This window comes from Halostagnicola bangensis (assembly GCF_054653435.1).
Map to the genome: position 1 here is coordinate 942,205 of NZ_BAAIGG010000002.1, position 24,940 is coordinate 967,144.

22 protein-coding genes and 1 pseudogene are annotated in these 24,940 nt (G+C 60.5%); 11 read left to right on the forward strand and 12 right to left on the reverse strand.

The window, feature by feature from the left end; all coding sequences use genetic code 11:
- Positions 1–134 precede the first annotated feature (134 nt).
- On the reverse strand, positions 135–1,115 hold the full coding sequence (locus ACYQ14_RS06330) for a transcription initiation factor IIB (RefSeq protein WP_283834584.1): 981 nt from the start codon (positions 1,113–1,115) through the stop codon (positions 135–137).
- 238 nt (positions 1,116–1,353) lie between these two features.
- Between ACYQ14_RS06330 and yjjX the strand changes: the two genes are divergently transcribed.
- The 3 genes from yjjX (at position 1,354) to ACYQ14_RS06345 (ending at position 3,325) form a co-directional block, all read left to right on the forward strand.
- Positions 1,354–1,875 (forward strand): inosine/xanthosine triphosphatase, encoded by a 522-nt coding sequence (gene yjjX / locus ACYQ14_RS06335; protein ID WP_459886076.1) that lies wholly within the window; start codon positions 1,354–1,356, stop codon positions 1,873–1,875.
- Between the two features lie 251 nt (positions 1,876–2,126).
- Positions 2,127–2,360: a DUF7123 family protein gene (locus ACYQ14_RS06340; protein WP_459886079.1), complete on the forward strand. Its 234-nt coding sequence runs from the start codon at positions 2,127–2,129 to the stop codon at positions 2,358–2,360.
- Positions 2,361–2,659: 299 nt separating this feature from the next.
- Entirely contained in the window at positions 2,660–3,325 is a 666-nt protein-coding gene (locus ACYQ14_RS06345) for an HAD family hydrolase (protein WP_459886082.1), read from the forward strand.
- Between the two features lie 146 nt (positions 3,326–3,471).
- On the opposite strand, the gene ACYQ14_RS06350 is transcribed toward ACYQ14_RS06345, so the two are convergent.
- The 5 genes from ACYQ14_RS06350 to pyk all read right to left on the reverse strand — a co-directional run bounded on the left by ACYQ14_RS06350 (position 3,472) and on the right by pyk (position 8,453).
- The gene (locus ACYQ14_RS06350; RefSeq protein WP_459886085.1) at positions 3,472–4,089 is read right to left on the reverse strand and encodes a winged helix-turn-helix transcriptional regulator; all 618 of its coding nucleotides are present in this window, start codon (positions 4,087–4,089) and stop codon (positions 3,472–3,474) included.
- 66 nt (positions 4,090–4,155) lie between these two features.
- The gene (locus tag ACYQ14_RS06355; RefSeq protein WP_283834589.1) at positions 4,156–5,307 is read right to left on the reverse strand and encodes an SPFH domain-containing protein; all 1,152 of its coding nucleotides are present in this window, start codon (positions 5,305–5,307) and stop codon (positions 4,156–4,158) included.
- A 71-nt stretch (positions 5,308–5,378) separates the two neighbouring features.
- Positions 5,379–6,038 carry an NfeD family protein gene (locus tag ACYQ14_RS06360; RefSeq protein ID WP_459886088.1) on the reverse strand — a complete coding sequence of 220 codons (660 nt, stop codon included), beginning with the start codon at positions 6,036–6,038 and terminating at the stop codon, positions 5,379–5,381.
- A 45-nt stretch (positions 6,039–6,083) separates the two neighbouring features.
- Positions 6,084–6,632, reverse strand: coding sequence for a DUF7312 domain-containing protein (locus ACYQ14_RS06365; RefSeq protein WP_459886091.1), 549 nt, complete (start codon positions 6,630–6,632; stop codon positions 6,084–6,086).
- A gap of 60 nt (positions 6,633–6,692) precedes the next feature.
- Positions 6,693–8,453: a pyruvate kinase gene (gene pyk, locus ACYQ14_RS06370; RefSeq protein WP_459886094.1), complete on the reverse strand. Its 1,761-nt coding sequence runs from the start codon at positions 8,451–8,453 to the stop codon at positions 6,693–6,695.
- A 120-nt stretch (positions 8,454–8,573) separates the two neighbouring features.
- Here pyk and ACYQ14_RS06375 point away from each other — a divergent pair, with 120 nt between their 5' ends.
- The 5 genes and pseudogenes from ACYQ14_RS06375 to ACYQ14_RS06395 all read left to right on the forward strand — a co-directional run bounded on the left by ACYQ14_RS06375 (position 8,574) and on the right by ACYQ14_RS06395 (position 12,397).
- On the forward strand, positions 8,574–8,861 hold the full coding sequence (locus ACYQ14_RS06375; RefSeq protein ID WP_459886096.1) for a GYD domain-containing protein: 288 nt from the start codon (positions 8,574–8,576) through the stop codon (positions 8,859–8,861).
- A gap of 55 nt (positions 8,862–8,916) precedes the next feature.
- Positions 8,917–9,102 carry a hypothetical protein gene (locus ACYQ14_RS06380; RefSeq protein ID WP_459886098.1) on the forward strand — a complete coding sequence of 62 codons (186 nt, stop codon included), beginning with the start codon at positions 8,917–8,919 and terminating at the stop codon, positions 9,100–9,102.
- 66 nt (positions 9,103–9,168) lie between these two features.
- Positions 9,169–9,738, forward strand: a pseudogene (locus tag ACYQ14_RS06385) (IS630 family transposase); the annotation flags it as partial.
- A 143-nt stretch (positions 9,739–9,881) separates the two neighbouring features.
- Positions 9,882–11,072 (forward strand): hypothetical protein, encoded by a 1,191-nt coding sequence (locus tag ACYQ14_RS06390; RefSeq protein WP_459886101.1) that lies wholly within the window; start codon positions 9,882–9,884, stop codon positions 11,070–11,072.
- Positions 11,073–11,356: 284 nt separating this feature from the next.
- On the forward strand, positions 11,357–12,397 hold the full coding sequence (locus ACYQ14_RS06395) for a M23 family metallopeptidase (protein ID WP_459886104.1): 1,041 nt from the start codon (positions 11,357–11,359) through the stop codon (positions 12,395–12,397).
- A gap of 130 nt (positions 12,398–12,527) precedes the next feature.
- On the opposite strand, the gene ACYQ14_RS06400 is transcribed toward ACYQ14_RS06395, so the two are convergent.
- On the reverse strand, positions 12,528–13,466 hold the full coding sequence (locus ACYQ14_RS06400; RefSeq protein WP_459886107.1) for a winged helix-turn-helix domain-containing protein: 939 nt from the start codon (positions 13,464–13,466) through the stop codon (positions 12,528–12,530).
- 104 nt (positions 13,467–13,570) lie between these two features.
- Between ACYQ14_RS06400 and ACYQ14_RS06405 the strand changes: the two genes are divergently transcribed.
- Both ACYQ14_RS06405 and ACYQ14_RS06410 read left to right on the forward strand, forming a co-directional pair.
- The gene (locus tag ACYQ14_RS06405) at positions 13,571–15,505 is read left to right on the forward strand and encodes a serine hydrolase domain-containing protein (RefSeq protein ID WP_459886110.1); all 1,935 of its coding nucleotides are present in this window, start codon (positions 13,571–13,573) and stop codon (positions 15,503–15,505) included.
- The gene (locus ACYQ14_RS06410) at positions 15,448–15,825 is read left to right on the forward strand and encodes a hypothetical protein (RefSeq protein WP_459886112.1); all 378 of its coding nucleotides are present in this window, start codon (positions 15,448–15,450) and stop codon (positions 15,823–15,825) included. Before ACYQ14_RS06405 ends, ACYQ14_RS06410 begins: the two co-directional genes overlap by 58 nt.
- Before the next feature lie 64 nt (positions 15,826–15,889).
- On the opposite strand, the gene metG is transcribed toward ACYQ14_RS06410, so the two are convergent.
- The 4 genes from metG to ppsA form a co-directional block, all read right to left on the reverse strand.
- Positions 15,890–18,001 carry a methionine--tRNA ligase gene (gene metG / locus ACYQ14_RS06415; protein WP_459886114.1) on the reverse strand — a complete coding sequence of 704 codons (2,112 nt, stop codon included), beginning with the start codon at positions 17,999–18,001 and terminating at the stop codon, positions 15,890–15,892.
- Between the two features lie 91 nt (positions 18,002–18,092).
- Positions 18,093–18,419: a hypothetical protein gene (locus tag ACYQ14_RS06420; RefSeq protein ID WP_459886117.1), complete on the reverse strand. Its 327-nt coding sequence runs from the start codon at positions 18,417–18,419 to the stop codon at positions 18,093–18,095.
- Positions 18,420–18,513: 94 nt separating this feature from the next.
- A complete protein-coding gene (gene mfnA / locus ACYQ14_RS06425; RefSeq protein ID WP_459886119.1) occupies positions 18,514–19,635 on the reverse strand; it encodes a tyrosine decarboxylase MfnA in 1,122 nt (373 codons plus the stop codon).
- A 160-nt stretch (positions 19,636–19,795) separates the two neighbouring features.
- Positions 19,796–22,210 carry a phosphoenolpyruvate synthase gene (ppsA, locus tag ACYQ14_RS06430; RefSeq protein ID WP_459886122.1) on the reverse strand — a complete coding sequence of 805 codons (2,415 nt, stop codon included), beginning with the start codon at positions 22,208–22,210 and terminating at the stop codon, positions 19,796–19,798.
- Positions 22,211–22,475: 265 nt separating this feature from the next.
- Between ppsA and ACYQ14_RS06435 the strand changes: the two genes are divergently transcribed.
- The gene (locus ACYQ14_RS06435; RefSeq protein ID WP_459886125.1) at positions 22,476–23,669 is read left to right on the forward strand and encodes a hypothetical protein; all 1,194 of its coding nucleotides are present in this window, start codon (positions 22,476–22,478) and stop codon (positions 23,667–23,669) included.
- Between the two features lie 294 nt (positions 23,670–23,963).
- On the opposite strand, the gene ACYQ14_RS06440 is transcribed toward ACYQ14_RS06435, so the two are convergent.
- Positions 23,964–24,875, reverse strand: a complete 912-nt coding sequence (locus ACYQ14_RS06440; protein ID WP_459886128.1) for a PhzF family phenazine biosynthesis protein — start codon at positions 24,873–24,875, stop codon at positions 23,964–23,966.
- Positions 24,876–24,940: the final 65 nt, after the last annotated feature.

Here is a 24,940-nt window from a genome sequence, read left to right on the forward strand (position 1 = left end):
AAGAAAAAGCAACGAGAGTTCCACGGGTCACCGGACCCGTGGTACTTCACGAGAGGAGTGCTCACCATCGAACGGTATCCGTCGCTGTCGGTACTGTCAGTGAAAACAACAGCAAAAACGACCGGTCTCGGAACTTATGCTGCGCCGAGGGTTTCTTCTGCCTCGAGCAGTTCGTGGTATCGGTTTCGGATCGTCACTTCGGAGATGTCCGCCACGTCGCTGACGGCCGCCTGGGTCGTCTTTTCGTTTGTGAGCAGTGCGGCGGCGTAAACGGCGGCGGCCGCGAGGCCGACCGGCGACTTGCCCGAGTGAACGCCCTTCTCCTTGGCGTTCTGGAGCAGGCTCCGCGCGCGGTGTTCGGCTTCGTCCGAGAGGTCGAGTCCCGACGCGAACCGCGGGACGTAGCTCTCGGGATCGGCCGGCTGGACCTCGAGACCGAGTTCGCGGACGACGTAGCGGTACGTGCGTGCGATTTCGTTTTTCTCGACGCGGCTGACGTCGGCGATCTCGTCGAGGCTTCGGGGGACGCCCGCCTGGCGCGCGGCGGCGTAGACACACGCCGTCGAAACGCCCTCGATGGAGCGGCCGGGGAGGAGGTCCTCGTTGAGCGCGCGGCGGTAGATAACCGACGCAGTTTCGCGGACGTTCGTCGGAAGGCCGAGCGCGGAGGCCATCCGATCGATTTCGCCGAGGGCCTGTTTCAGGTTCCGCTCTTTGGAGTCACGGGTCCGGAACCGCTCGTTCCACTTGCGCAGGCGTTGCATCTTCTCGCGCTGTCGGGAGCCAAGCGAGTTACCGTAGGCGTCTTTGTTACGCCAGTCGATGTTCGTCGAAAGTCCCTTGTCGTGCATGGTGTTGGTCGTGGGTGCACCGACGCGGGACTTCTTGTTCTTCTCGGCGGCGTCGAAGGCGCGCCACTCCGGACCGCGGTCGACCGAGTCCTCCTCAACGACGAGTCCACAGTCTTCACAGACCGTTTCTCCGTGTTCGTCGTCGACGACGAGATTGCCCGTACACTCGGGACAGTCAAGGTCGCTCTGCTCCGTCTCTTCGGTCTCTTCGGTTGTTTCTTGTTCGCTACGACGTACTCTCGTGTTTGATGTTGCGTTGGTCATACGATGGCGGATACTGCCCGGCGAAACGACACGGAAAAGCCGGACTGATTCGTTACCTTTCTCGTTCTTAGACTCGGGGGATAAGGGTTTCGGAATCGAGCCCTCACAACGCTCGAAAACAGGTAATTCGTCGGAAGTGGTATGAATTATCAAAACATTCAAATCAGCTTCGAATTCGGCGAGCAACGAACGCGGCCAAAAAGCAAACTACACTATCCTCACGCGTCCCGTCTTCGATATGGACGTCGTCGTTGGGAGTACGAATCCCGTCAAGAAACGCGCCGTCGAACGCATCGTGGCGGAGTTCGACGGCTCAGTCACCGCTGTCGCCGTCGATTCCGGTGTCAGCGAACAGCCATCGTCTATCGAGGAGACGGTAACCGGCGCGAAAAATCGGGCTCGGCGCGCGCTCGAGGCGACCGACGCGGACTACGGTGTCGGGCTGGAGGGAGGCGTCGCGCGCCTCGAGCAAGCCCCCGGCGTTCGACTCATTATGTGGGCGAGTGTTACCGACGGCGAACGGATCGAAGTCGCCAGCGGGCCGTCGCTTCGGTTACCCGACTCAGTCGGCGACCGCCTCGAGGAGGGTGCAGAGCTTGGGCCCGTGATGGACGAGCGACTCGGAACGGAGAACATCGCCGAAGCCGAAGGGGCGGCCGGCGCGCTGACGGGCGGGTTGACATCCCGAACTCAGGCGCTCGCCGAAGCCGTCGCGTGCGCGTTCGGTCCGTTCGTTACGACCCACTACGAGAGCGATTGAGCGGACGATACGGGCGGAGCTACGCAGGGGCGCGCAGTTCGAATTGCGTGGCAGACGGCCAACGGCCGTCACATGATCCTTCCCCTTCACGATTTTCTGAGAGTCGTTCGGTAGAATGTATTAACCGGCCGTACCAACGAGCCCTTTCCATCAGATTATTAATCCATTACCGACCCCGAAAATCGCCGGACAGCGACTCATTAACCGGACGTACCAAACCCCCTAAGGCCGAAGCTGGCATCCCCACACGTATGAGCACTGCAATGGGTTCCGACCTCACAAGCAAACAACGACAGATCCTGCAGTATCTTCGGGAAAACGCCGCAACGAAGACCTACTTCAAATCGCGGCTGATCGGCAAGGAGCTCGGCATGACTGCCAAGGAGGTCGGCTCGAACATTACGGCCCTTCAGAACAGCGAATACGATGTCGATATCGAGAAGTGGGGCTACTCCTCGAGTACGACCTGGAAAGTCAACGTCTGAGCCACCTTACGACGGCGACCCGTGCCTGCGATTTCGTAGCGTCGTAGCCGAAACATGTTGGAAAAATGTTTTCGTCACCGATAGAGAGACCTCGTTCTCGTCTCATTTAGCGTCTCGTCCTCGCTCGTTCTCGTCTCTTCGTTCGGCGTCATACCTTCGTTCCCACCCCGTCTGTCTCCGATCGACTCGGTTTTCCTTCGATTCGTCCGCTTCTCTCAATGTATGTGAGTATTACCGCACGAAACGGTACGTTTCCGCCTCCGAATAGCACTTGACCCGGTACGACGACTAGCCGAACGATGGAAGCGATCCTCTTCGACATGGACGGCGTCATCCTCGAGGGACCGCGAACCGACCCGCAGGTCTACGCCGATGCGACGGAGTACGCACTGGCCGAACTCGATGTCGATCCGAGTCCCGAACAGCGCGAGGATTTTCGCAGATTCGATACCGGCGTCATCGCTGATCGTGCGGCCGCGCACGGAATCGATCCCGACGAATTCTGGAAACTGAGAGACCATCGCGCGTCCGCACTGACCCACGAACGGGTTCGATCCGGTAAACGTGACGCGTACAATGACATCGAGGCGCTGTACGAGCTCGCCGACCGCACGACGATCGCTCTCGTGACAAACAACCGCCACAGAACGGCAGAATTCGTCGAGGAACACTTCGAGTTCGGATTCAAGACCGTCCGCGGTCGCGATCCATCGATGGACGGCTACCGACGACGAAAACCGAACCCCGCCTATCTCGAGGCGACCCTCGACGAACTCCGCGTCGACGGCGGACTCTACGTCGGAGACTCTGGCGTCGACATCACCGCCGGATACAACGCCGGTCTCGAGACCGCGTTCGTTCGACGCCCCCATAACCGCTCGAGTGAACTTCCGGCCGAGCCGACGTACGAACTCGACTCGCTTACAGAACTGCTCGACCTACTCGAGGCCAGCAACTCACAGTGAGAGCAACTAATCAATTCGGGTAAACTCAACAGTGAGAGCAATCCGCGTCGAGAGAAGAAACTTTGCGACGGCCGTGCGTTCAGCCGCCGACGAAGAGGGGTCAGCCGCGGGGGGCCAACGGAGCGCTCACCCTCGTCGACGAGGGCTCAGCCGTCGTAAGTGAGCAGTCCGTCGGACTCGCGGGCGAGCGTCGTCGCCCGTTCGCCAAAGGAGTCGGCGTGTCGCACGAGCAACAACAGAACGGTCGTCGGCCGTTCAACGGTGTAACCGTCCTCTCGAGACAAGAGCCCGGCTTCCTCGAGTTTCCCTGCGTACTTGCTCACGGTCGGCGGGGAAACCTCCAGGGCGTCGGCGAGGTCGCCGGCGGTCGCGTCCGGATCTCGAAGCAACTCGATCAACATTCCGCGTGGAGTCCCGCGGCGCAGATAGCCGAGGGCGTTCTTTTCGAACTCGTCGAACCGACCCGTGAGCACGAACCGCTTGTAATCGCCGTCGCTGTACTGCTCGACCGCATCGAGTTCCTCGAGGCGTCTGAGGTGGTGCTGGGTCTCTCCCGTGCCGAGCTGTAGGTCATCACGAATTTTCGAGAAGTGTGCACCAGGCGTCGTCGAGAGGTAGCCAGCGATCGCGTCACGAGCATCACTTTCGCCGGTGTCTGCGGCGGCCGACGCCGAAAACCCGGCGAGTGGGGACGCGGCACCGACAGCGGCAAACCGGCGCAGGGTCGATCGCTTTTCTTCGTCGACCCCATCGGGTGATGTCATAACTATCTATCAATTGGAACGGGGCGAATCGTAAAACGAGTTTCGCTCCGCGTTGTTCACTGAATCCTAGGAGTCGGCGTCCGGCTCGGGCTGTGTGTCACCCTCGAAAGACTGGTCCATATCTTCGATAACGTCGTCCGGATCAGTGATCGTGCCGGCGTCTTTGCCCTCCTTAATGGCCCGGGCCTGTTTTTCCATCTCCTCTAGGTCCATCTCGGCTTCCTCGTCGATCTCGCCGATGATTTCGGCGATGTCGTCGAGGCCAATCAGTTCGCGGGTCTCCTCGTCGAACTCGAGGCTCTCGAGTTCCGCACCGTCGCCTTCGACATCGCTACCAGAGAGGTGTTTGCCGTAGCGCCCGACCATCGAGGTAAGCTCCTGGGGCAGGACGAACGTCGTGGACTCGCTCTGGCCCATCTCAGTCAGGGCGTCCATGCCCTTGTCGATGACGGCGCGTTCGCCCATGGATTCGGCCGAGCGAGCGCGGAGGACAGTCGAGATCGAGTCACCCTGGGCCTCGAGGATCTGGCTCTGCTTTTCACCCTGGGCGCGGATGATCTGGCTCTGTTTGTCACCTTCTGCCTTCTCAACTTCACTCCGGCGTTCACCCTGTGCCTCGAGAATCATGGCACGGCGTTTCCGCTCGGCGGAGGTCTGTTGTTCCATCGCACGCTGGACGTCTTTGGACGGGTTAACTTCACGGACTTCGACGCTCTCGACGCGGATCCCCCACTCGTCTGTGGGTTCGTCGAGTTCGGTTCGGATCTTCGCGTTGATCTCCTGGCGTTTGTTGAGCGTGTCGTCGAGTTCCATGTCACCCAGCACGGCACGGAGGGTCGTCTGAGCGAGGTTGGAGGTTGCCTTCTTGTAGTCGTCGACCTCGAGGAACGCCTTCTTCGCGTCCATCACTTTAATGTAGACGACGGCGTCTGCGGTCACGGGCGAGTTGTCGCGCGTGATCGCTTCCTGGCGTGGCACGTCGAGGGTCTGTGTCCGCATATCGAACCGGTACGTCCGCGAAACGAACGGCGGAATGATGTTGATACCTGGCTCGAGGAGTTTACGGTATTCACCGAAGACCGTCAGCGCGCGTTTTTCGTACGCGTCGACGATTTCGACGGCACTGAGGAGTGCAGCGAGTACCACAACGAGTACGAGGGCACCGATCAATAGCCCGACACTGGCTACTCCTTGCAGCGGGATAAGTTCCGGAAGCATAGAATGACCTTACGTCGGTGACCTAAAAAGCGTTCCCTTGTCAGAACAACATATCCGGTGACCTGTCGACCTCAGTTCGACTCCGTTTCCGTCATCGAATCGTCGGCGTTGACCTCGGATTCGTCCTCGGCCTCATCGAGGTCGTCCATCTCAATTGCGTCCGTTCCGCTGTCGGAATCCGTTCCGGGAGATTCGGACGCCTGTTCGTCCGTTTCGTCCGTCGTTTCACCGCGGGCGAGCGCGCGGTCGATTTCGTCCGCCTCGATCGCGCCGACGGCTTCGACCATCAGTACGTTCCCGCCGCCCGGATCGAGAACCATGATCTCTTCGCCTTCCTCGATGGTGCCGCTGGTCGTTCGAGCGCTGTAAAACGGGGCGAATCCACCGCTGTCGAGTTTGACTTCGCCGCCGCGAGCCGTTATCTTCTCGGTCGCGTATCCCGTCGCTCCCGCAAGCGAGGAGGAATCGCTCGTCTGCGCGGTTCCCTTCCCGCCGTAGAAGTCGAACTCGCGGTAGGCGTAGGCCGCGACCGTACCGATTGCCAACGTTAATCCTGCAAGGACGATCGTATCGAGACCGCCCGGGACTAGCAACCCGATAAGTCCGGCACCGGCCAGTGCGACACCGATCACGATGAGATGCGCACCTGGCGAGAGGGCCTCGAGAACCATCATAACGAGGCCCGCCGCGAACAACAACAGCGGGATATTAGTGAGGAGGGATTCCACCATGCGTGTTGCTAAGGTCTCGCCCCGATTAAATGTTTACTGCCCCGCTCAGGCGATCATCACCGAGGCGAGTCGGAACATCACCAGAACCATTGCGACCGCACCGAGCACGACGAACACTGCACCCTCGAGGCTCGGATCGCCGGGAACGACCGGCGTCGAGCTCGGTTCCGGCCGATGTGCATCGTCTTCGTCGTCGGATCGAGCGTCGGCATCCGCGGACTCGGCTGTCCGATCATCGTCGCTTGCAAGGTCGATCGGGATACGACCCCAGTCCTCACCGGAGTGGTCGTCGCTCGGGCCGGAAGACTGTTCGGCCCGTCGACCGTCCGTCTGTCTCTCGGCAGGTCGTCTCTCATCAGGTGAATCCGCCTCGTCGATCCGTGACTCGTCGAGCCACGAGTTGCCGGCCGTCGACGATTCGTCGTCGGTTTCGGTCTTCGAATCGATTTCTTCGGCCTCTTTGACGATGAACGTCTCGTCGAACGGATCATGGTCGGAGTTCGGCTCGTCTCGAGACGGAGCGTCGCTCTCACCGTCCCCGTTCCCGCCGGCGGGTTCGTCGTCCGACTCGGGTCCGGACGGGTCCTCAGTCATATCCGTGTTAGAACCCCCGCCGACAAAAATCCGCGGTACTCGCCGCCGGCTCGAAACGCCTCAGTTCGGTCGGTCGGTCCGGCCTCTGACCGCACCCTGGAACACGACCCCGCGCTCGGCGTCGATCGTGACCGTCGTTCCGGTTTCGATTTCGGTCAGGTCCGCATTGCTGACCATCGGAATGTCCATCTCTCGAGCGACGAGGGAGGGATAGCCGGTCATCCCCGGGCTCGCGTCGACGATCCCGCCGATCTTCTCGAGATCGCCGGAGAATTCGTCGGCGAACTCGGAGTCGATCGCGAGAATCGCTCCGTCGGGTACCGTCGAGAGGTCGCCGTCCGAAAGCGGCGTGAGCGGGCCGGAAACGCGTCCGTCGACGACGACGCGACCCGTCGCGAGCGCGTCGGCGGCGACGTGGACCTTCAGCATGTTGGTCGTGTTCGCCCCCTCGAGTTCGGTCATCATTCCACAGAGAACGACCACGGTATCGCCGCTGTCGGCGACGCCCGCATCGAGTGCCGCCTGCACCGCCCGTTCGACCACCGCGTCGGCCCCTTGATCCGAGACGCTGGCGTACAGCGGGGTGACGCCCCACGAGAGCGCGAGCTTCCGGCGGACCTCGTGACTCGGTGTGGACGCGACGACCGGAACCCCAGGACGATACTTCGCCGTCTTGAGCGCGGTGTAGCCGGATTCGGTCGCCGCGACGATCGCATCGGCACCGATGTCGCGCGCGAGAAATCGCGCCGACCGGGCCAGCGCGTCGGTTCGAGCGTCTCCGGCTGTCGGGACTCGTTGCTCGAGGACCTCCGCGTACTCTTCGGAGGATTCGACCTCCCTGATGATGCTGTCCATCGTCTCGACGACCTCGACCGGATAGTCGCCGACGGCGGTTTCGGCTGAGAGCATGACCGCGTCGGTGCCATCGAGGACGGCGTTTGCGACGTCGGAGGCCTCGGCTCGGGTCGGACGGCGCGCGTGGACCATCGAATCGAGCATCTCCGTCGCCGTGATGACCGGACAGCCGGCGGCGCGACATTTCCGGATGATCCGTTTTTGAATCATCGGCACGTCCTCCATCGGGCACTCGACGCCAAGGTCGCCGCGCGCGACCATCACGCCGTAGGAGGCCTCGATGATCTCCTCGAGATTCTCGACCGCGCCGACGCGTTCGATCTTCGAGATGATCGGAATATCGACGCCCAGATTCTCGAGTACCTCGTTGACTTCGTAGACATCGTCCGCGTCGCGGACGAAACTCGCGGCCACGAAGTCGACTTCCTTCTCAGCGGCGAGCTCGAGGTCGGCCCGGTCGCTCCCAGTGACCATGTCGAGTCCGAGGTCGACGCCGGGAACGTTGACGCCCTTCCGGCCGCCGAGTTCCCCGCCGGTCTCGACGCGAGCCCGTATCCCGTCGGAATCGAGTTCGAGGGCGGTTGTCTCGATCAGGCCGTCGTCGAGTAAGATTCGGTCGCCCGCTTCGACGGCATCGATCGTCAGCGAGATCCCAATTTCGTCGCTGTTTGCGGCGTCGCCTTCGACGAATCGGATCTCCGAGCCCGCCTCGAGCGTCACGGTTTCGTTCTCCGGTAGCGGGGCGGTCCGTATCTCCGGCCCTTTCATGTCGAGCATGACGCTCACCGGGCGATCCTTCTCCTCGTCGACTGCTCGGACGCGATCGATCAGATCGGATCGATCTTGCGGCGTCCCGTGGCTGGCGTTGAGTCGAGCTACCGACATTCCCGCGTCCGCGAGCGTGGCGATCGTCGCCCGGTCGTTCGTCGCCGGACCGAGCGTACAGACGATCTTTGCGTTTCTCATGCCCAGAGGTAGCGCGAGCACCGCAAAAAAGTTGTGGTGACTTACTCGAACTCGAGTCTATCTTTTTCGAACACGCGTTTCGGCCAAAGCGTTTTCTCCGGTAGTCAAGTAGCCCCGATGATGCCCAGTTACACCGCGTTCGTCGACGTCGCCGACCGAGACGTACAGAACGTCCAGGAACTGGCCTCGATCTGGGGCGAGATCAAGGGCGAGTTCACCGAGCACGAGGCCGAGCTCGTCGACTCCTACGCGATGCTCGGGAGTCACGACTTCCTGGTCATCTTCGAGGCACCCGACCGCGAGAGCGCGTTCAAGTCCGCGCTGACGCTTCGGAGACACGGCCTCGAGGCAAAGACGATGGAAATCATCGACACGGACGATTTCGCGGATCTCGTCGATGAAGTTTGAGCGGGATCGACCGCTCGTCGACAGGGTTTTGATACGTCAATTCGTTATCCAGAGTATGAGTGAACGAAGCGTTCTGCTCGGCATACTCGGATTGCAACTGACAGTGATGGCGATCGGGTTTGCCATTTTTGTGGAATGGGACGTGCCTGAAGGGGTGGCGCTCCCCTTCTTCGGCGGATTGGTTGTTACGTTTATCGGGCTCGCGCTGAGTTGGGTGAACACCATAGCGTCCAACCAGTAACACATCGTTCGACAGCGGACATACTGAGTGACGGAAGTTATGGGCATGGACTGAGATGAGCGGGTGATGGGCGGAGACCGACGGGGCGATCTCGTTCGTCATTTGAGTGAGGGGGAGTTAGATCGTCTGCTGGACAAAGCAGACGATCCAAAGATCATCAAGCGGCTCACTTTTGTCAAACGTCTCTACAAGGGTGCAACGTATGAGCAAGCAGCCGACGACGTTGGCAAATCTGCCTCGACCGGAAGTCGCTAGGCGCGTCGATGGAATGACGGCGGAGTTGGTCAGTCAACACCGAGCTTCGGAAGTGGGAGGCCCCCGAAGCTCGGTGAAGACGACCAAGAGCGTCTTCTAGAACTCCTCAGAGAGGGACAGCCCTGGAAAGCACAGGAAGTTCATCAGCTCTTGGACGAAGAGTTCGACGTTGAGTACCACCCTGACTACCTCGGTCGATTCCTCCGGAACCTCGGGCAGTCCTACGCTAAACCACGTCCAAAGCGCCCCTCTCGGCCAGAAAACGCCGATAAAATCCTCGAAGAACGCGTTACAGACGCGTTCGACGAAGAAACAGAGACAGCACATAACAAGCGTCCTGATAATGACGACGAAGGCTGGGTCCTCGACGACGTGCGCTGTCTAGTTGTCAGCATTTGCCACCCCATTCGTTCATCCATGCGAGTGGACTTAGCAGGCTTTCAGCCCATCAGTGCCTATTGAGCAATAGTATCAATAAGTCAGTAATTCATTGAGTTTATTATCTATGGGTATGGCTATTAGATATGGTCAGAGCCAATTCCAATAGTGGAGTTTCGCGGAGAAAGTATGTTGCAGTCACAGGGTCTGTGTTCTGTGGATCCACACTTATATCAGGAAATGTCTTAGCTGACGATAATTCTGAAACAGACGAGAATCAAGTTGAACGATACGAAATGGATGATGGCATTCTGATTTCAGCAACTGGTAATAATAGACTTCCACTGAAGCAAATTCAGCGAGTCCAAGAAAATAAAATTCAAAACTTTGCCAAACCCGGTGATAAAGGGGTGATAGATATCAATGATGGGAGTATTGTAGTTAAGAACGATTTGGAAGAGAACTATGATAAAAATAGTAATGCTGAAACGGAATTGATTGCATATTATTTCGGTTGGGAAGATGGTGCGCCAAATGAACGAAAAGTTAGAGCCCCTTCCAATGTCTCTGAAGAAGAAAGGAAAGAAATAATTGAAAACGCCATTCAAGATATTGAGGGCCAAGAAGTTGTTGCGCTTAACGATGGTGAAGATGTAGTTGGTTCAGACCCTGATTGGGGAGAACCTATCGGGACTCTGCATGATGAACAATATGTGCATATAGATGGTGCAGGATCTGCTACACTGGGTCATTTTAATTTGTTCGCCAGGATGTGGCAGGCGGGTGACGTTGATGGAAACTTCCAGTTCGGTTGTACACTAGGTTGTCTCCTATTTCCTGGCGAGAACTTGAACTCCTCCACTCCTGGAGTGACTGATCCTGTTGGATTCAACTATCATACCGAAATAGAACAGGATTTCTTTGGAAACACTGATATAGTCAATTATGCACCATTAAATGATTCTGATGGAGGACTATATGGAGGTGTAGATCTTACTGATATTACCTTCGGGGCCGATTCTTCCGGTCCTTATGGAGAAGTTTCATTGACCCCTTCAAGCACTGAGGTTGATGAGATACATGACCACACCCAACCTGGGTCCTCTGTCGAAACACATTATGAATACGGTAGCTTGTTCAATGCTGGTTCCCATGGTGGCGACAGTAATCAAGAGCTTGGGAATTCTGCGGTATTTCTTTTTGAAGCTTCTCCTGGCAACCCGAATGTAAATACCTGCTCAATAGAGGCTGAATTTTCAGGAGGAGTTGATGATGAACGCCACTATGAATCTGAAAGCCTAACAGAAACATTTTCTGCATCCAATATAGATATGTAGGAAATCTCCACCGATGGATTTTATACTTCTTACATGACAATCAACCATGAATGAAAATAAATACTTGTAGGGATTATTGGCTTACAGGTTACGATAATGGCAATTGGGTTGGCAGTGTTTATAGAATTTAGTCCGCCCGACTGGATAGCACCAGTATTCTTTGGCGGGTTGATAATTACGTTGGTTGGATTTTTGATGAGTGGGGAATAATTCTCTATGGATCACTGTAACAGCGCGTTCGCGAATGGCTCAATCTATATGATCTGTGTCTGCAAATAGGCAGTATGGCTTCACGGGTAACACACCCTACCACACCCAATCGATCGTCCGAGACGACGGCTATCGATCGCCTGTCGGACCGCTGCTATCGGCTCGGTCTCCTCGGCGCTATCGGTCTACTGAGTTTTCTAGACGGGTACGTCAGTGCACTCGAGTACACGGCGTTGTTTTTCCTCTTCTCACTGCTCTTTTTCGTTCCGCTCGTGCTCAGTGGGTTCAAATACATCATCGACCTGAGAACAAGACGCGCTGGCGAATCCGATGATCGACCGGAGCCTCGATCGTGGATCGAATCCGGGTATCGGTTCGGGCCGGTTCGGAGCCTGCTTTCGATGGCGACGATGCTACAACCGATCGTCCTGTTTCAGACCATGTTACAGTGGATCGGGTACGCGATGATCGTCGGCCGATACCGCGGACGCCTTCCGACGCCTGAAGGCCACGAAAGCGACGTGGACTACAGACTGCCGTTCGATGGGACGTGGACCGTATTGAACGGCAGTCCCGACAAACGGTACTCCCACTCGTGGTCGATCCCACAACAACGCTACGCGTACGATTTCGTAATCACCGACGAAGACGGAACGACGCACGACGGCGGGACCGGGCCCGAGGCGCACTACTGTTTCGAGGAACCGGTCCTTGCACCGGCCGAAGGGACGGTCGTCGCCGTCCGAAACGAGCATCGCGATTACCATCGAACAACCGGCTGGCTAGATCCGCTCCAATACGATCTCAGAGGGAACTACGTAACGATCAAACACGATGAGAACAAATACTCCCTTCTGGCCCACCTCGAGGCGAGAAGCATCACCGTTTCGCCGGGAGAGCAGGTCGAACGGGGAGACCAGATCGGACGGTGTGGCCATTCTGGGAATTCGACCGAGCCCCACCTTCACTTCCAGGTTCAGGATCGGCCGAACTTCTTCACGGGGATGAGTCTCCCTGTCATCTTCACCTCGGTCTCGTCGAGGCTACACGACGAGGAATTTACTCACCGCGAACGGAGCTACGTTCATGCTGGGCAACTCGTAACACAGGGATAATCGAGTGATCGTCGAAAAGCTCTGCTGTCGATCAGTGATTCGAATCTTCAGTTGGATGCTCGTTCGTGGATCTCGACGAGGATTAACCGACGTCACCCGCTAATCGGTACAAATCCCGTAAATACTGGACTTACGCCAACGGATCCGATCGGTCGGTGTCGACAACGCACACGTCGTCATCGATGACGACGGCGAGCCGATCGCCGTCGAGTTCGAGATCGATTCGTAACTCGAGCGGTTCCTCGTCGAGGACGGTAACAGTCTCGTCGCCGATGAACGAGAACTCCCAGAACCGGCGGTCGCGAACGTCGATGCCGTGATCCCAGTAGAACGAGACGACCGCGGGGTGATTGAGAAGTGCAGTGCCGACGTGTGATCCACCCAGCGAACCGCATTCGGGGCAGTTCGCCGCGAACGAGTACTCCCACGGTCCGTCCGATTCGATCGTGAGCGATCGTTCGACTGTGGTGTGACAGTACGGGCAGATCCCCTCGAGTATCTGCTCGATCGTGTGACGCCACAACGTCGAGGCGACCTCGAGAAGGGGGGACATCTCACGACCTGCTGCGCCGGCGGGTCGAACGGCGTGTGCGAACAAGGTCGTCTCTCCCCGCCGAATTTTGACGACGCTGTCCTCGTACACCGCCGTCAGCGACGTGTCGTGGTTGCTGTCGGTCTCGCCACTGACGACACCGACCATACCCGCCTCCTCAGAACCGTCGCATTCGTCACCGTTGGCGAGCGAAACCGGCCCGCGTTCCTCGTGAGACCGCCAGGCGTCCATATCGATCACCTTCGCGATTTCGAAGCCAGCGAAGGTCAGCCGATATCCGTCCGGGCCTTCCTCGATGAACTGCTCGCGAAGCTGTCTGAGATGGTAGTTGAAGTTTCCCTTGTCTTCAACGCCGACTCGCTCTCGAAGCGTCGAATACGGAAGCTGGTCGCCGGTAACGGAAACAGTTTGGCGGTGATCGTAGAGCGTCCGAAGGATCTCGAGGCGGGTTTCGTTTCCGAGCGGCTTGAACGGGTCGACGGGGCGTTCGTCCCGCTTTCGGTGCTGTCTGGACATTGTTTCTAGATCGGGTGAAGCGAACACGCTTCGAACGGCGTTCGGGAGAAAATGATTGCTCCAAACACATATGTCATCGGGATCACAACGAATCGACTCGTTCAATGTCGAATCCACGTTCCCGTCGGCGGGTTCTCGCAGGATCCGCCCTCCTCGGAGCCGCATCGATCGCGGGTTGTGTTCCGCGAAACGGCCGCGCCGAATCCGAGACGAATTCATCGAATCGATCGGACGGACCGGACTCGACCGCACCGCAACCCGATCGTAGTCGTTCGCTCGAGATGCGGAATCTCGAGGGCCTCGAGTCGTTCGTCGACGAAACCATGCAAACGAGCCTCGAGGAACACGACATCGTCGGAGCGTCCGTCGCCGTCGTTCACGACGACGAGCTCGTGCTCGCGGAAGGGTACGGAGACGTGTCGGTCGACGGTCCGGCCGTCGGCGCGGCAGAAACGCGGTTTCTGGTCGGGTCCGTGTCGAAACCCATCGTCTGGACTGCAGTGATGCAACTGATCGAAGCCGACCGAATCGATCCGAACGAAGCTATCACGACCTACCTCGAGTCGGTGTCTGTCCCCGAAACGGAGTGGGACCCGATCACGATGGCCCACCTCGCCACGCACACAGCTGGATTCGAACAGCGATACGGGGGGACGTGGGTCCGGGATCCCGACGACCTGCGGTCGCTTCCGACGGTTCTCAACGAAGAGCAACCCGAACGTGTGCGGCCACCCGGAACGGTCGCGTCCTACTCCAACTACGGGACCGCACTGGCGGCCCAGGTCGTCGCGGACGTAACCGGAACTCCCTTCGAAGAATACGTCGAGGAGAACATCTTCGAACCGGCGGGGATGGATACGTCGACGTTCGAACAGCCCGTACCCGAGGAATCCGATACCAGCCTCGCGACGGGGTACACCACGCTCGGTGGAACGCCTCAGGAAACGCGGGAGCTGTCCCTGGAGCTCGCGCCCGCCGGATCGATGGCCACGACCGCGACGGGGATGGGGGCGTTTATGCGTGCACACCTCGGCGGCGGAATGGCCGACGGCGAACGGATTCTCGAGGAGGAGACGGTCGATGCGATGCACGAACGGTGGTTCACCCACCACGAGAAACTCGACGGTATCGCGTTCGGGCTTTTCGAGCGTTCTCGAGGCACCGCCGGCGATTCCGGCAATGAGGACGATTCCTCCGGCGGCCAGAGCCGCCTCTTGGAACACGACGGCCAGATACCGGGTTCGTTCCACAGCCGGCTCCTGCTCGCCCCCGAACACGATCTGGGGCTCTTTCTCGTGTACAACACCGACAGCGCCACCGGTGCGAGTGCCGACTTCGTCGACGCGTTTCTCGAGGAATACCTGCCGCTCGAGGAATCGTCGGAAATCGAAGCGGTCGAGCCAGACGGTCGCCCCGAACGCGCCGACGAACTCGAGGGGAGCTATCGCGGCGTCAACGTCGCGGAGTCGGAGTCCGCGAAGTTCTGGTCGGTCGTACAGGCCGGATCAATCGACGTGTCTGTCGACGACGACGGGGCGCTCGTGACCGACCTCGGCGGCGAGACGCGGTGGATCGAACGCGAACCGCTTCTTTTCAGGAAGAAGACGGCGACGAACTCCTGGCCTTCGGGGAGGACGACGGCGAGGTTAGATACCTCTTCCTCGGCTTTCACGCGTTCGAGCGGCGATCGTGGTACGAATCGACCGCCGCACACGCTGGCGTCGCGGGCGCGACGACGCTCGGGATGCTCACCGGAGCCGTCGGCTGGCCGCTCGCTCGAGGCTGGCGCTGGCTTCGCGGTGACGGCGAGTCGGACGACGATAGCCCACCGGAACAACGCGTTTCGACGGAAGCGCCAGCCTCGGGCGAGCGCTACGCTTCGAGCGACGACGAACCGCGTTCCACGTCGAGTCCAAATCCCGAGCTCGAATCCGGCGGACAACCGGATGCGAGCGGGCCGGCCGCCGGGAGAACGGCTTCGGTGGAAACCGCTGGGTTCTCGAGCAGTAGCGAACGGAACCTCGAGACCGGTACTCTGACGGATCCGCGTCGGTGGGGTCGCTGGACGGCCGGCGCGACGATCGCGTGTCTGTTCGGGTTCGTTCTCGGAACCGTCGGCCTGTTGCTTTTGTACCCGTACACGCTACTGAGCGATCCGCCGCTGGCGTTCACCGCGTTGTTCGTGTTCCCGCTCCTCGGCGTCGCCGGAACGGCGATTTCTGCGTGTTACGCGATTATCGCTTGGCGAGACAGGTCCTGGAGCCGGCGCTCGCGAATCCACTACACGCTCGTCGTCTGTGCCGCGGCCGGCTTCTGCTGGCTGTTGTACTACTGGAATTTCGTTCGTCTTCCCGTCTGATACGGTTCCGCTTCGGAAGAAGTCGACTTAAAACTCGAACGAAGCGACGAACGCTCGCGATCCGCTACTGAACCTTCTCGCCGATGTCGGCGTCGCCGTGGGTCGTCAACAGATCCGCCTCGTCGCCCGCCGCGAGGATCATGCCGTTTGACTCGACGCCGAACAGCTCCGCCGGTTCCATGTTCGCCAACAGGATGATCTTCTCGCCGGGCAGTTCCTCGAGGTCGTGTAACTGCTTGATCCCCGCGACGACCTGCCGGGTTTCGAAGCCGATGTCGACCTCGAGTCGCGCGAGGTCGTCCGCACCCTCGATCCCCTCGGCGACCTCAATCTGTCCGACGCGGATGTCAAGGTCCTGGAACTCTCCGAAGCCGATTCGGTCCTCGAGCAGGGGCTCGAGGTCACCTGCGGGGTCGTTGTCGGCGTCACTATCGTCGTCGACGTCGCCCCCCGTCTCGTCTTCGGCCGCATCTTCCTCGCCGTCCTCCGCATCGTCTCCCGCGGCGGCGACGCGGTCTGCGAGTTTCTCGTTCAGTTCGGTCACGCGCTCGTCTTCGATCTTCTCGAAGAGTTCGCCGGGTTCATCGAAGCGACGCGGCGGGGCCTCGAGCGCGTCCTCGATCCGCGCGTTTTCGACGGCACCGTCCTCGCCGAGTTGCACCCAGAGCGCCTGGGCCTTCTCGGGCGTGATCGGCGCGATGAGGACGCCGACGGCTTTCGCGATCTGAACGCAGTCCCGGATGACCTGCGCGGCTTTGTCGGGGTCGTCATCCGTAAGCTTCCAGGGCTCGTGGCGCTGGATGTACTCGTTGCCAAACTGCGCGAGTCGCGTCGCGGCCTGACCGATCCCGCGGATCGAGTAGTCGTTGACGGCCTCGCGAACCTCGCCGATGGCTCCCTCGATGCGATCCTCGACGTCCGGAGAGACGCCCACGTCCGGCGTTCCGTCGTAGTTTCTGTAGGCAAAGAGCAGGCTCCGATACCAGAAGTTGCCGACCGTGCCGACGAGTTCGCCGTTTACCTTCTCCTGGAACGCGTCCCAGGAGAAGTCGACGTCCTGCTGGAGTCCGCCCGTCGTCATCAGATAGTATCGTAGCAGATCGGGGTGGAACCCTTCCTCGAGGTACTCCTTCGCCCAAATGGCGCGATTTCGGCTCGTCGAGAGCCCCTTGCCGTTGATCGTAATGAACCCGGTCGCGGCGACCGCCCGCGGCGCGTTGTAGTTGGCCCCCTTAAGCATCGCCGGCCAGAAGATCGTGTGGTGCTGGATGATGTCCCGGCCGATGACGTGGACGATCTCGCCGTCTTCTTTCCAGACCCGCTCCCAGTCGTAGTCCTCGCCCTCGTCGCTCTCTGCGTACTGCTTGGTGCTCGAGACGTACTCGACGGGCGCGTCGACCCAGACGTAGAGGACGATGTCCTCTTCTTCCGCTCCCGGGTAGTCGATTCCCCAATCCATGTCGCGGGTGAGACACCAGTCCTGCAGGCCCTCTTCGATCCACTGACGGGGCTGGTTCCGGGCGTTCGAAGTCCCCTCGAGGTCGTCGAGGAACTCGGTGAGGTACTCTTCGAACTCCGAGACGCGGAAGAACTTGTGGGTCCGTTCGCGGTACTCGGCCGGGTTGCCAGTGATCGTACTCTTCGGATCCTCGACCTCGCCCGGCTCGAGGTGGCGTTGACAGCCCTCGTCGCACTCGTCACCGCGGGCTTTCTCGCCGCAGTACGGACAGGTCCCTTCGACGTAGCGGTCTGGAAGGTGATCGTCGGCCACGGGATCGTAGGCTACCTGAATCTCCTTTTCGTAGATGTAGCCCTCGTCCTCGAGCGTTTTGACGATTTCCTGGGTCAGTTCCGTGTTCGTTTCGTCGTGAGTGTGCCCATAGTTGTCGAACTCGACGTTGAACTTCGGAAACGTCTCGGCGTACTGCTCGTGCCACTCGAGGGCGAAGTCCTCGGGGTCGACGCCCTGTTGCTCGGCGTTGACGGCGACCGGCGTTCCGTGCATGTCCGACCCGGAAACGTAGGCCGTCTCCTGGCCGAGGATCTCGAGGGTGCGTGCGAAGGAATCGCCGCCCACGTACGTTCGCAGGTGGCCGACGTGTAGGTCCCCGTTGGCGTAGGGCAACCCGCACGTCACCACCGCTGGCTGGTCCGTCGGAAACTCGTCGTGGCTCATACGTGTGCTGAGTCGACCGAGGGCGTAAAACCCGCCGGTTTTCGCTCGCGGGTGTGTCAATCGTTTCCAGTCCCCGCCGAGCCGTCGAACGCTATTCCGTTGCGCGCTCGTCTACCGTCCAGATATCCGGCAGCCACTCGAGCCGACTGGCAAAGAGCAGGCCGACGCCGACGAACATCGGGCCGAAGAAGCCGGCGACGAAGACGACGCCGCCGAGTTCGAAGATTATGGTGAGTGCGGAACCGACCAAAATGAGCCAGGCAAGGGCCTCCCACGGCCGCCCGTCGTAGAGCCGCCACGAGGCGAGCGAGAGCAAAAACCCCGCGAACGCGGCCGCAACGACGATCCCCTCGAGCGCGAGCGAACTCACTGTCAACAGCACGAATCCCGCGAACGCGATCCAGTCGAAGTGATCCATCGCTCCTCGTTGGTGGTTCCTCTCGAGTCGACCGAAAAACGTGTGTCGATCCGTCAGCGCAGTAGCCGAAATACCGAATTACAGCGACAGCACCTCAATCGTCGCTTACGACGGGCACGCTCGCGCGACACTGGAGTCGATCCAGATCCGCGACGAACGACTCGAGCATCGACCGCGTGACGTGGGGCATACAGACGACGCGCATCTCGCCAGTCGCCGTTCGAGAGATGCGCCACCCCTCTCGCCTGAGCGAGTCGAACGTCGAGACGGGGACGTCGGCGGCGACCAGCGGAAGCGTCGGGTCGACGACCTCGAAGCCGCGCGCAACGAGCGCATCGGCGAGCCAGTCGGCGTTGCGCTGTGAACGAGCGTACTGGCGCTGGTAGCCGCCGGGCCACAGCGCCTCCATCGCGGCGACCGCGCTCGCGACGCCGGCTCCCGATCTGGTTCCCGTCAGTGTCGCCTGGGAAGTCGACTCGAGATAGGGCGTGTCGATCGCGAGTTCGTCGAGTAGCGTCTCCTCGCGTGCAAGGAGCCCGCCGGCGGGGACCGCGGCCTGTCCCATCTTGTGGGGGTCGATGGCCATCGTGTCGACCGGAGCGTGAGAAAAGTTCCACTCGTCGTCGGTAAACGGAAGGACGAATCCGCCCCAGGCCGCGTCGACGTGAAAGAGTGCACCGACCGATCGTGCAATCTCGCCCAGTTCCGGGATCGGGTCGACGCGTCCGTACTCGGTCGTTCCCGCGACGCCGACCACCAGCGCCGTGTCCTCGTCGACGCTGTGGCGGACGGCCTCGAGGTCTGCTCGGTGGTCCCGATCAGTCGGCACGATCCGCAACTCGACGCCGAGTACGTTCGCCGCTTTTTGAAAGCTGAAGTGGCCCGATTCAGGCATGACGACGTTCGGAGTGGGGTTCCCGGTCCGGTCCAGCGCTCGACTGTCGGTTCGGCTCTCGAATCGGTCGCGGGCGATGCGAACCGCCTGAATGTTCGCTTCGGTTCCGCCGCTGGCGACGTACCCTGCGGGATCGGAGAGTCCGGCGATCTCGCCGAGCATCGAGACTGCCTCCTCCTCGAGTGTCGTGACTGAAGGATACGTTCCCGGATCGCCGGGGTTCGTCGCGAGAAACCGTTCGGCCGCCTCACGCGCGTCCGGGTGGGGCTCGGTGCACATCGACGAAAGCACCCGGTCAAACGTCTGCGGCTCGACCTGCATACTCTCGTTAATGACGGTCTTCGGTTTATTCGTTGCGTTTCCGCACAGAACCGCTGACTCGGCTTGAAACCGAATCTCCGGTGTTGAACTCAGACTCGAAAGTAAACCGGTCGAGAAAAGGAGAAGGCGTGATGACCGTGTCGATGGTCGTGCAGTCGAGTTAGCGAACCGAATCCAGCAAGAGCTTCTGCTCGACCCGCTTTACTTCGTGTTGGACGTCCCGGACGGCGTCGATGTTCGCCGAAATCGAGCTGACGCCCTCGTTGACGAGGAACTGGACCATGTCCGGCTTCGAGCCAGCCTGGCCGCAGATGCTCGTCTCTACGTCGTGTTCCCGGCAGGTCTCGATGACGTCCTCGAGCAATCGCAAGATCGCGGGGTGGAGTTCGTCGAACCGGTCGGCGACGTGCTCGTTGTTTCGATCCACCGCGAGCGTGTACTGGGTGAGGTCGTTCGTCCCGAACGAGGCGAAGTCGATGCCCGCTTCGGCCATCTCCTCGACGCTCAGGGCCGAAGCCGGGGTTTCGATCATGACGCCCCACTTGCGTTTCTCGGGATCGATTCCCGTCGCTTTGAGTTGCTCTTTCGCGCGGTAGACATCCTCGGCGTCGTTGACCAGCGGGAGCATGATCTCGACGTTGTCATAGCCCATCTCGTAGAGCCGGGCGAACGCCTCGAGTTCGTAGCCGAAAACCTCGGTTCGATCGAGGCTCCGTCTGATGCCCCGGTAGCCGAGCATCGGGTTGTGCTCGACGGGTTCGTCCTCGCCGCCCTCGAGTTGACGGAACTCGTCGCTCGGCGCGTCGAGCGTGCGGACGCGAACGGGTCGCGGATAGAACTCGTCGGCGACGGTTCGGATTCCCTGAATTAGCTCCTTGATATAGGCGTCAGTGCCGTTCTCCTCGATGAACTTCTCCGGCGTCTGGTTCAGCGAGAGGATCATGTGCTCGGTCCGCAGGAGACCGACGCCGTCGGCACCCGTTGCGGCCGCGCGCTCCGCGGCTTCGGGGATCGAGACGTTGACCTTGACCTCCGTCGCCGTCATCGGCTTGACCGGCGACTGCGGACGAACTTCCTCGACGGGTTCGGTCTCCTCCTCGGGATCGACCGTCTCGCCCTCGAGAACGGCTCCTTTGTCCCCGTCGAGGGTGACGAGCTGTCCGTCCTCGAGCACCGTCGTCGCGTTCGTCGTCCCGACGATGGCAGGGACGCCGAGTTCTCGGGAGACGATCGCGGCGTGACTGGTCATTCCGCCTTCGTCGGTGACGATCCCCGCGGCGCGTTTCATCGCGGGGACCATGTCGGGCATCGTCATCTCGGTGACGATAATGTCGCCCTCGCCGACTTTCGCGAGGTCGTCGAGCTTGGTGACGACCTGTGCGTGTCCGCTTACCGTTCCTGGACTCGATCCGAGGCCGTCGACGATGATCTCGCCGGTGGCATCCGATGTGTCGTCGCTTCCACTCGATGAACTCCCAGCGCCGGACCCGCTCTCGGCGGGCTGGGCACTGCCGCTTCCGTCGGTGACGCCTTTCGCCGCGTTGACGGTGGCTCCGGCGTCGGATACGTCGCCCTCGCTCTCGGAGTCGGCCTCGTCGATAGTCGTGATCGGGCGCGACTGGAGCATGAAGTCCTCGCCGTCGGTCATTGCCCACTCGACATCCTGTGGGGCGTCGTAGTGGTCTTCGACGTGTTCGCCGAGTTCGACGAGCCGAGAGAGTTCGTCCTCGGAGAGCACTCGTTCGGTGCGTTTTTCCTCCGGAACGTCGCGTTCAACCGTCTCGCCGGTCTCCTCGTCTTTGACGTGCATGACCTTCTTCTCGGCGACAGTGACGTCGATGTCGTCCTCAGTTCGGGAGATAACGTAGTTGTCCGGTGAAACCGCACCGGACACGACCGCTTCGCCGAGCCCCCACGCGGCTTCGATGATCATCGTCGGATCGCCCGTCGAGGGGTGGCTGGTGAACATCACGCCGGATTTCTCCGCGTCGACCATCCGCTGGACGACGACCGCGATGTTGACCACCGAGTGGTCGAATCCCTGCTCCTGTCGGTAGTAAATCGCTCGCTGGGTAAACAGCGAGGCCCAGCACTCGCGAACGCGATCCAACAGGTCCTCGCCGGTGACGTTCAGGTACGTATCCTGCTGACCCGCAAAGGAGGCGTCGGGTAAGTCCTCCGCCGTCGCCGAGGACCGAACGGCGACGAACGCATCGCCTTCGCGGGACGACGTTTCGCGATCGGACGGGCTCGACCCGTCCGTCCCGACCTTACGGTAGGCCTCGAGGACCTCCTCTTTGAGCTCCTCGGGGAACGGCGTTTCGAGAATGAGTTCCTGTGCGCGGTCCGCCGCGGCCGCGAGTGCACTCGAGTCGTCGACGTCGACTTCGACGGCCTCGAACAGCTCTTCGTCGATTTCCGCGTTTTCGATAAACGATCTGTAGGTACCTGCCGTGACGACGAATCCCGGTGGAACCGGCAAGCCCGCCCCCGTAAGTTCACCGAGAGAAGCACCTTTGCCGCCGACCGTCTCGAGGTCGTCGGCGCTGATCTCGTCCAGCCAGAGTACAGCCATCTCTAGTTGCGTGGACAGCGCTACCGATAAAGAAGGTTGCGAACGCGTTGTCACAGTCACTACTCAGGTTCGAATGAGTATCTCCACTGACTGACGCTGTGCGAGCCTGGCGGCAGTACGTAGTGATCCCGGATTCGGCGGAAAATGACGTTCTCATTTGCACAGTCCGGAGGCTTGTGCTTGCTACATGTCATTCCCTTCCAATCGGTCTGTCAACTGATTGGTATCCCACAGCGATTATACAACTCGAGTTACTGTTCACCGTATGGACCTCTCCAACGCCGCCAAGTGGACGCTGTTCAACCGGCTGATCACGGCCGGAGCGATGCTCCTCGGAACCGGTCTGGCCGCCTTCGGATTCGTGCTGGGCTTTTGGGGATCGATCGAAACGCTGCTTATCGACGGAAACGTTCAAACTGCGATCGAAAGTGCGAATCCGGTAATTACGCTCGCCTTCGCAGTCCTGGGACTTCTCGTCTGGCAGATCGGGAAAACGTACGCGCTCTTTTGGTCGCTTCCTCGAGCGTCCGGCAGAGCCGCGGCCAAGCGCTTCGACCATGGTCGTCTCAAGAGCGAGGTCGTCGAAGCGCTCGACGAGCGGTTAGCGGAGATGGAAGAGGACGTCGCGGAAACTCGTCGAAGCGTCCAGGAGCTCAAGCGCTCCGAACACGCCGCCGCGTTCGACGAACGCGAGGTCCTCGAGTCGGAAATCGACCAGCGAACGGAGTCGGTTGGTACTCAGCAGGCGACCCCCTTATCGGACCGGTCATCCGAACGGACCGCTACCGAGCCGGAGGCCACAGCCACAACCCAAACGCGGGCCGACGAACAGGCATCGGCGGCCGACCAACAGGCGGCGCGAACCGACAGTGAGAACCCTCGAGACGACGATTCGGGACAGTCGGGGCAGTCGTCCGAGCGCCAGTCACAGGCGACAGATACCCAGCCACGGACGACTGGAACTCAATCGCAGACGACCGGAACTCAATCGCAGACGACCGGGACGCAATCGCAGACGACTGGTTCCCAATCACAAACGACTGGTTCGGAATCAGCCTCGAGTACCCCCGAGGCAACCCAGCCAACGACACGAGATACCGAGCGATCGACAAGCGAGGAACAGACGGAATCGGCCGCGCGGCCACAACCTCGATCGACCGGAAACAATCAATCGGGCGAAGACAACCAACCCGCCGACAACAACCGAGCGCTCGAAGACAGGGGTACCCGGTCTTCCTCGAGCGAGTCGCCGGACTCGGGATTCGAATTCTCGACCCCCGAGGATTCGGAAGCCGACCAAGTTTCGGGGCAATCAACGACGCCGTCCCAACCAGATCAGTCACCGACCGACCACGACCGTTCGTCCACGGAGTCATCAACAGACAGTGTTGATCGATCCGAAACGGACGACACCGACGAAGACGATCAATCGTCGGACGCGGAGGACCCGCTCGCCTGATACGGACTGCTGTAAGTCATTGCCGGAACAACCGCGACCGCCTACGGTTGACTCGCTTCGCTCCTCCACCGAGGCTCGTCTCACACGGTTCGACTCACCACCGGTAAATCGTTACAGCAGACCGTATGACAACGGTTCGGTACTTTCGGATACGAGCCGGGCAAATCAGCATCGTCCCGCGTGAATCAGCAACGTTCCGGACGGATCAAAATAGATTTCGACGGAATCGATTCGAACTGAATCGACTCGCTCCGACGAACGAGCGACACTCTTCTCGTCGACTCTCCGCGATACTCAGGCCTCGAGAATGTCGTCGTCTTTTGTGGGGGGAACCGCGAGCGTTCCCTCGAGGATCGTCACCGCCTCACCCCCCACCTGCACGGAGTCGTCCACGCGGACGCCGACGGTTCCCGCGCGATCGACGAAATGACCCTGTTCGAACACGCACTCGTCGGGGAACGGATCGAGCGCTTCGTACTCCGCGAGGTACGCACCGACGGCCCCGCTCGCGGTTCCCGTGACGGGATCTTCGGGAACGCCCGCTCCCGGCGCGAACATACGCCCGTGGAGGGTCGATTCGCTCTCGAGCGTGTCGAAGGTGAACAGGTAAACGCCCGTCGCCTCAACCTCGTCGGTGAGCGCCTCTATTTTCGCCATATCCGGCTCCACACCGCTAAGATCCGAAAGGTAGGTGGTTGGAACCGCGAGGAACGGAAGACCGGTCGAGGCGACCGCCAGAGGAAGGTCCGCGCTGGCCCCTTCGAGGCCTGTCTGCTCGACGCCCAGCGCGTCTGCGATGCGGTCGTAGCCCACGTCGACCTCCCGGATCGTTGGTTCGTCCTGAGTCATCCAGACCGTGCCGTCGGCCTCGATCTCCATCTCTAAGACGCCCACGTTCGTCTCGAGGGTCGTCGTTCCGTGCTCGAGAACGCCGTTCTCGTGAAGGTGGCCCAATGTGCCGATGGTTGCGTGCCCGCAGAGGTCGACCTCCTGAGTCGGGGTGAAGTAGCGAATTCGGTAGTCGGCGTCGTCGCTTTCGGTGAGAAAAGCCGTCTCGCTGACGGCCATTTCGGCAGCGATCGACTGCATCTGGTCGTCGGAGAGCCCGTTCGTGTTGGGGATCACGCCAGCGGGGTTGCCGGTGAGCGGTTCGTCGGTGAAGGCGTCGACCTGATAGACGTCGACCGTCCGCGCCTCGTCGTTCATGCCGGGGCCAACGTGACAGGGGACAATAGTCGTGACGACGGCGTGGGGAGGTGGCACGCGCGACG

Bases quoted from the DNA above. Each gene is read 5' to 3' on its own strand.
- ACYQ14_RS06395 (WP_459886104.1), top strand. From the start codon at position 11,357: ATGGCTTCACGGGTAACACACCCTACCACACCCAATCGATCGTCCGAG.
- ACYQ14_RS06350 (WP_459886085.1), bottom strand. From the start codon at position 4,089: ATGACATCACCCGATGGGGTCGACGAAGAAAAGCGATCGACCCTGCGC.
- ACYQ14_RS06375 (WP_459886096.1), top strand. From the start codon at position 8,574: ATGCCCAGTTACACCGCGTTCGTCGACGTCGCCGACCGAGACGTACAG.
- ACYQ14_RS06330 (WP_283834584.1), bottom strand. From the start codon at position 1,115: ATGACCAACGCAACATCAAACACGAGAGTACGTCGTAGCGAACAAGAA.
- metG (WP_459886114.1), bottom strand. From the start codon at position 18,001: ATGAGCCACGACGAGTTTCCGACGGACCAGCCAGCGGTGGTGACGTGC.
- ACYQ14_RS06365 (WP_459886091.1), bottom strand. From the start codon at position 6,632: ATGACTGAGGACCCGTCCGGACCCGAGTCGGACGACGAACCCGCCGGC.
- ACYQ14_RS06360 (WP_459886088.1), bottom strand. From the start codon at position 6,038: ATGGTGGAATCCCTCCTCACTAATATCCCGCTGTTGTTGTTCGCGGCG.
- ACYQ14_RS06405 (WP_459886110.1), top strand. From the start codon at position 13,571: ATGTCGAATCCACGTTCCCGTCGGCGGGTTCTCGCAGGATCCGCCCTC.
- ACYQ14_RS06340 (WP_459886079.1), top strand. From the start codon at position 2,127: ATGAGCACTGCAATGGGTTCCGACCTCACAAGCAAACAACGACAGATC.
- ACYQ14_RS06380 (WP_459886098.1), top strand. From the start codon at position 8,917: ATGAGTGAACGAAGCGTTCTGCTCGGCATACTCGGATTGCAACTGACA.
- ACYQ14_RS06355 (WP_283834589.1), bottom strand. From the start codon at position 5,307: ATGCTTCCGGAACTTATCCCGCTGCAAGGAGTAGCCAGTGTCGGGCTA.
- yjjX (WP_459886076.1), top strand. From the start codon at position 1,354: ATGGACGTCGTCGTTGGGAGTACGAATCCCGTCAAGAAACGCGCCGTC.
- ACYQ14_RS06400 (WP_459886107.1), bottom strand. From the start codon at position 13,466: ATGTCCAGACAGCACCGAAAGCGGGACGAACGCCCCGTCGACCCGTTC.
- ACYQ14_RS06435 (WP_459886125.1), top strand. From the start codon at position 22,476: ATGGACCTCTCCAACGCCGCCAAGTGGACGCTGTTCAACCGGCTGATC.
- ACYQ14_RS06440 (WP_459886128.1), bottom strand. From the start codon at position 24,875: ATGAACGACGAGGCGCGGACGGTCGACGTCTATCAGGTCGACGCCTTC.
- ACYQ14_RS06345 (WP_459886082.1), top strand. From the start codon at position 2,660: ATGGAAGCGATCCTCTTCGACATGGACGGCGTCATCCTCGAGGGACCG.
- mfnA (WP_459886119.1), bottom strand. From the start codon at position 19,635: ATGCAGGTCGAGCCGCAGACGTTTGACCGGGTGCTTTCGTCGATGTGC.
- pyk (WP_459886094.1), bottom strand. From the start codon at position 8,453: ATGAGAAACGCAAAGATCGTCTGTACGCTCGGTCCGGCGACGAACGAC.
- ppsA (WP_459886122.1), bottom strand. From the start codon at position 22,210: ATGGCTGTACTCTGGCTGGACGAGATCAGCGCCGACGACCTCGAGACG.
- ACYQ14_RS06390 (WP_459886101.1), top strand. From the start codon at position 9,882: ATGGTCAGAGCCAATTCCAATAGTGGAGTTTCGCGGAGAAAGTATGTT.
- ACYQ14_RS06420 (WP_459886117.1), bottom strand. From the start codon at position 18,419: ATGGATCACTTCGACTGGATCGCGTTCGCGGGATTCGTGCTGTTGACA.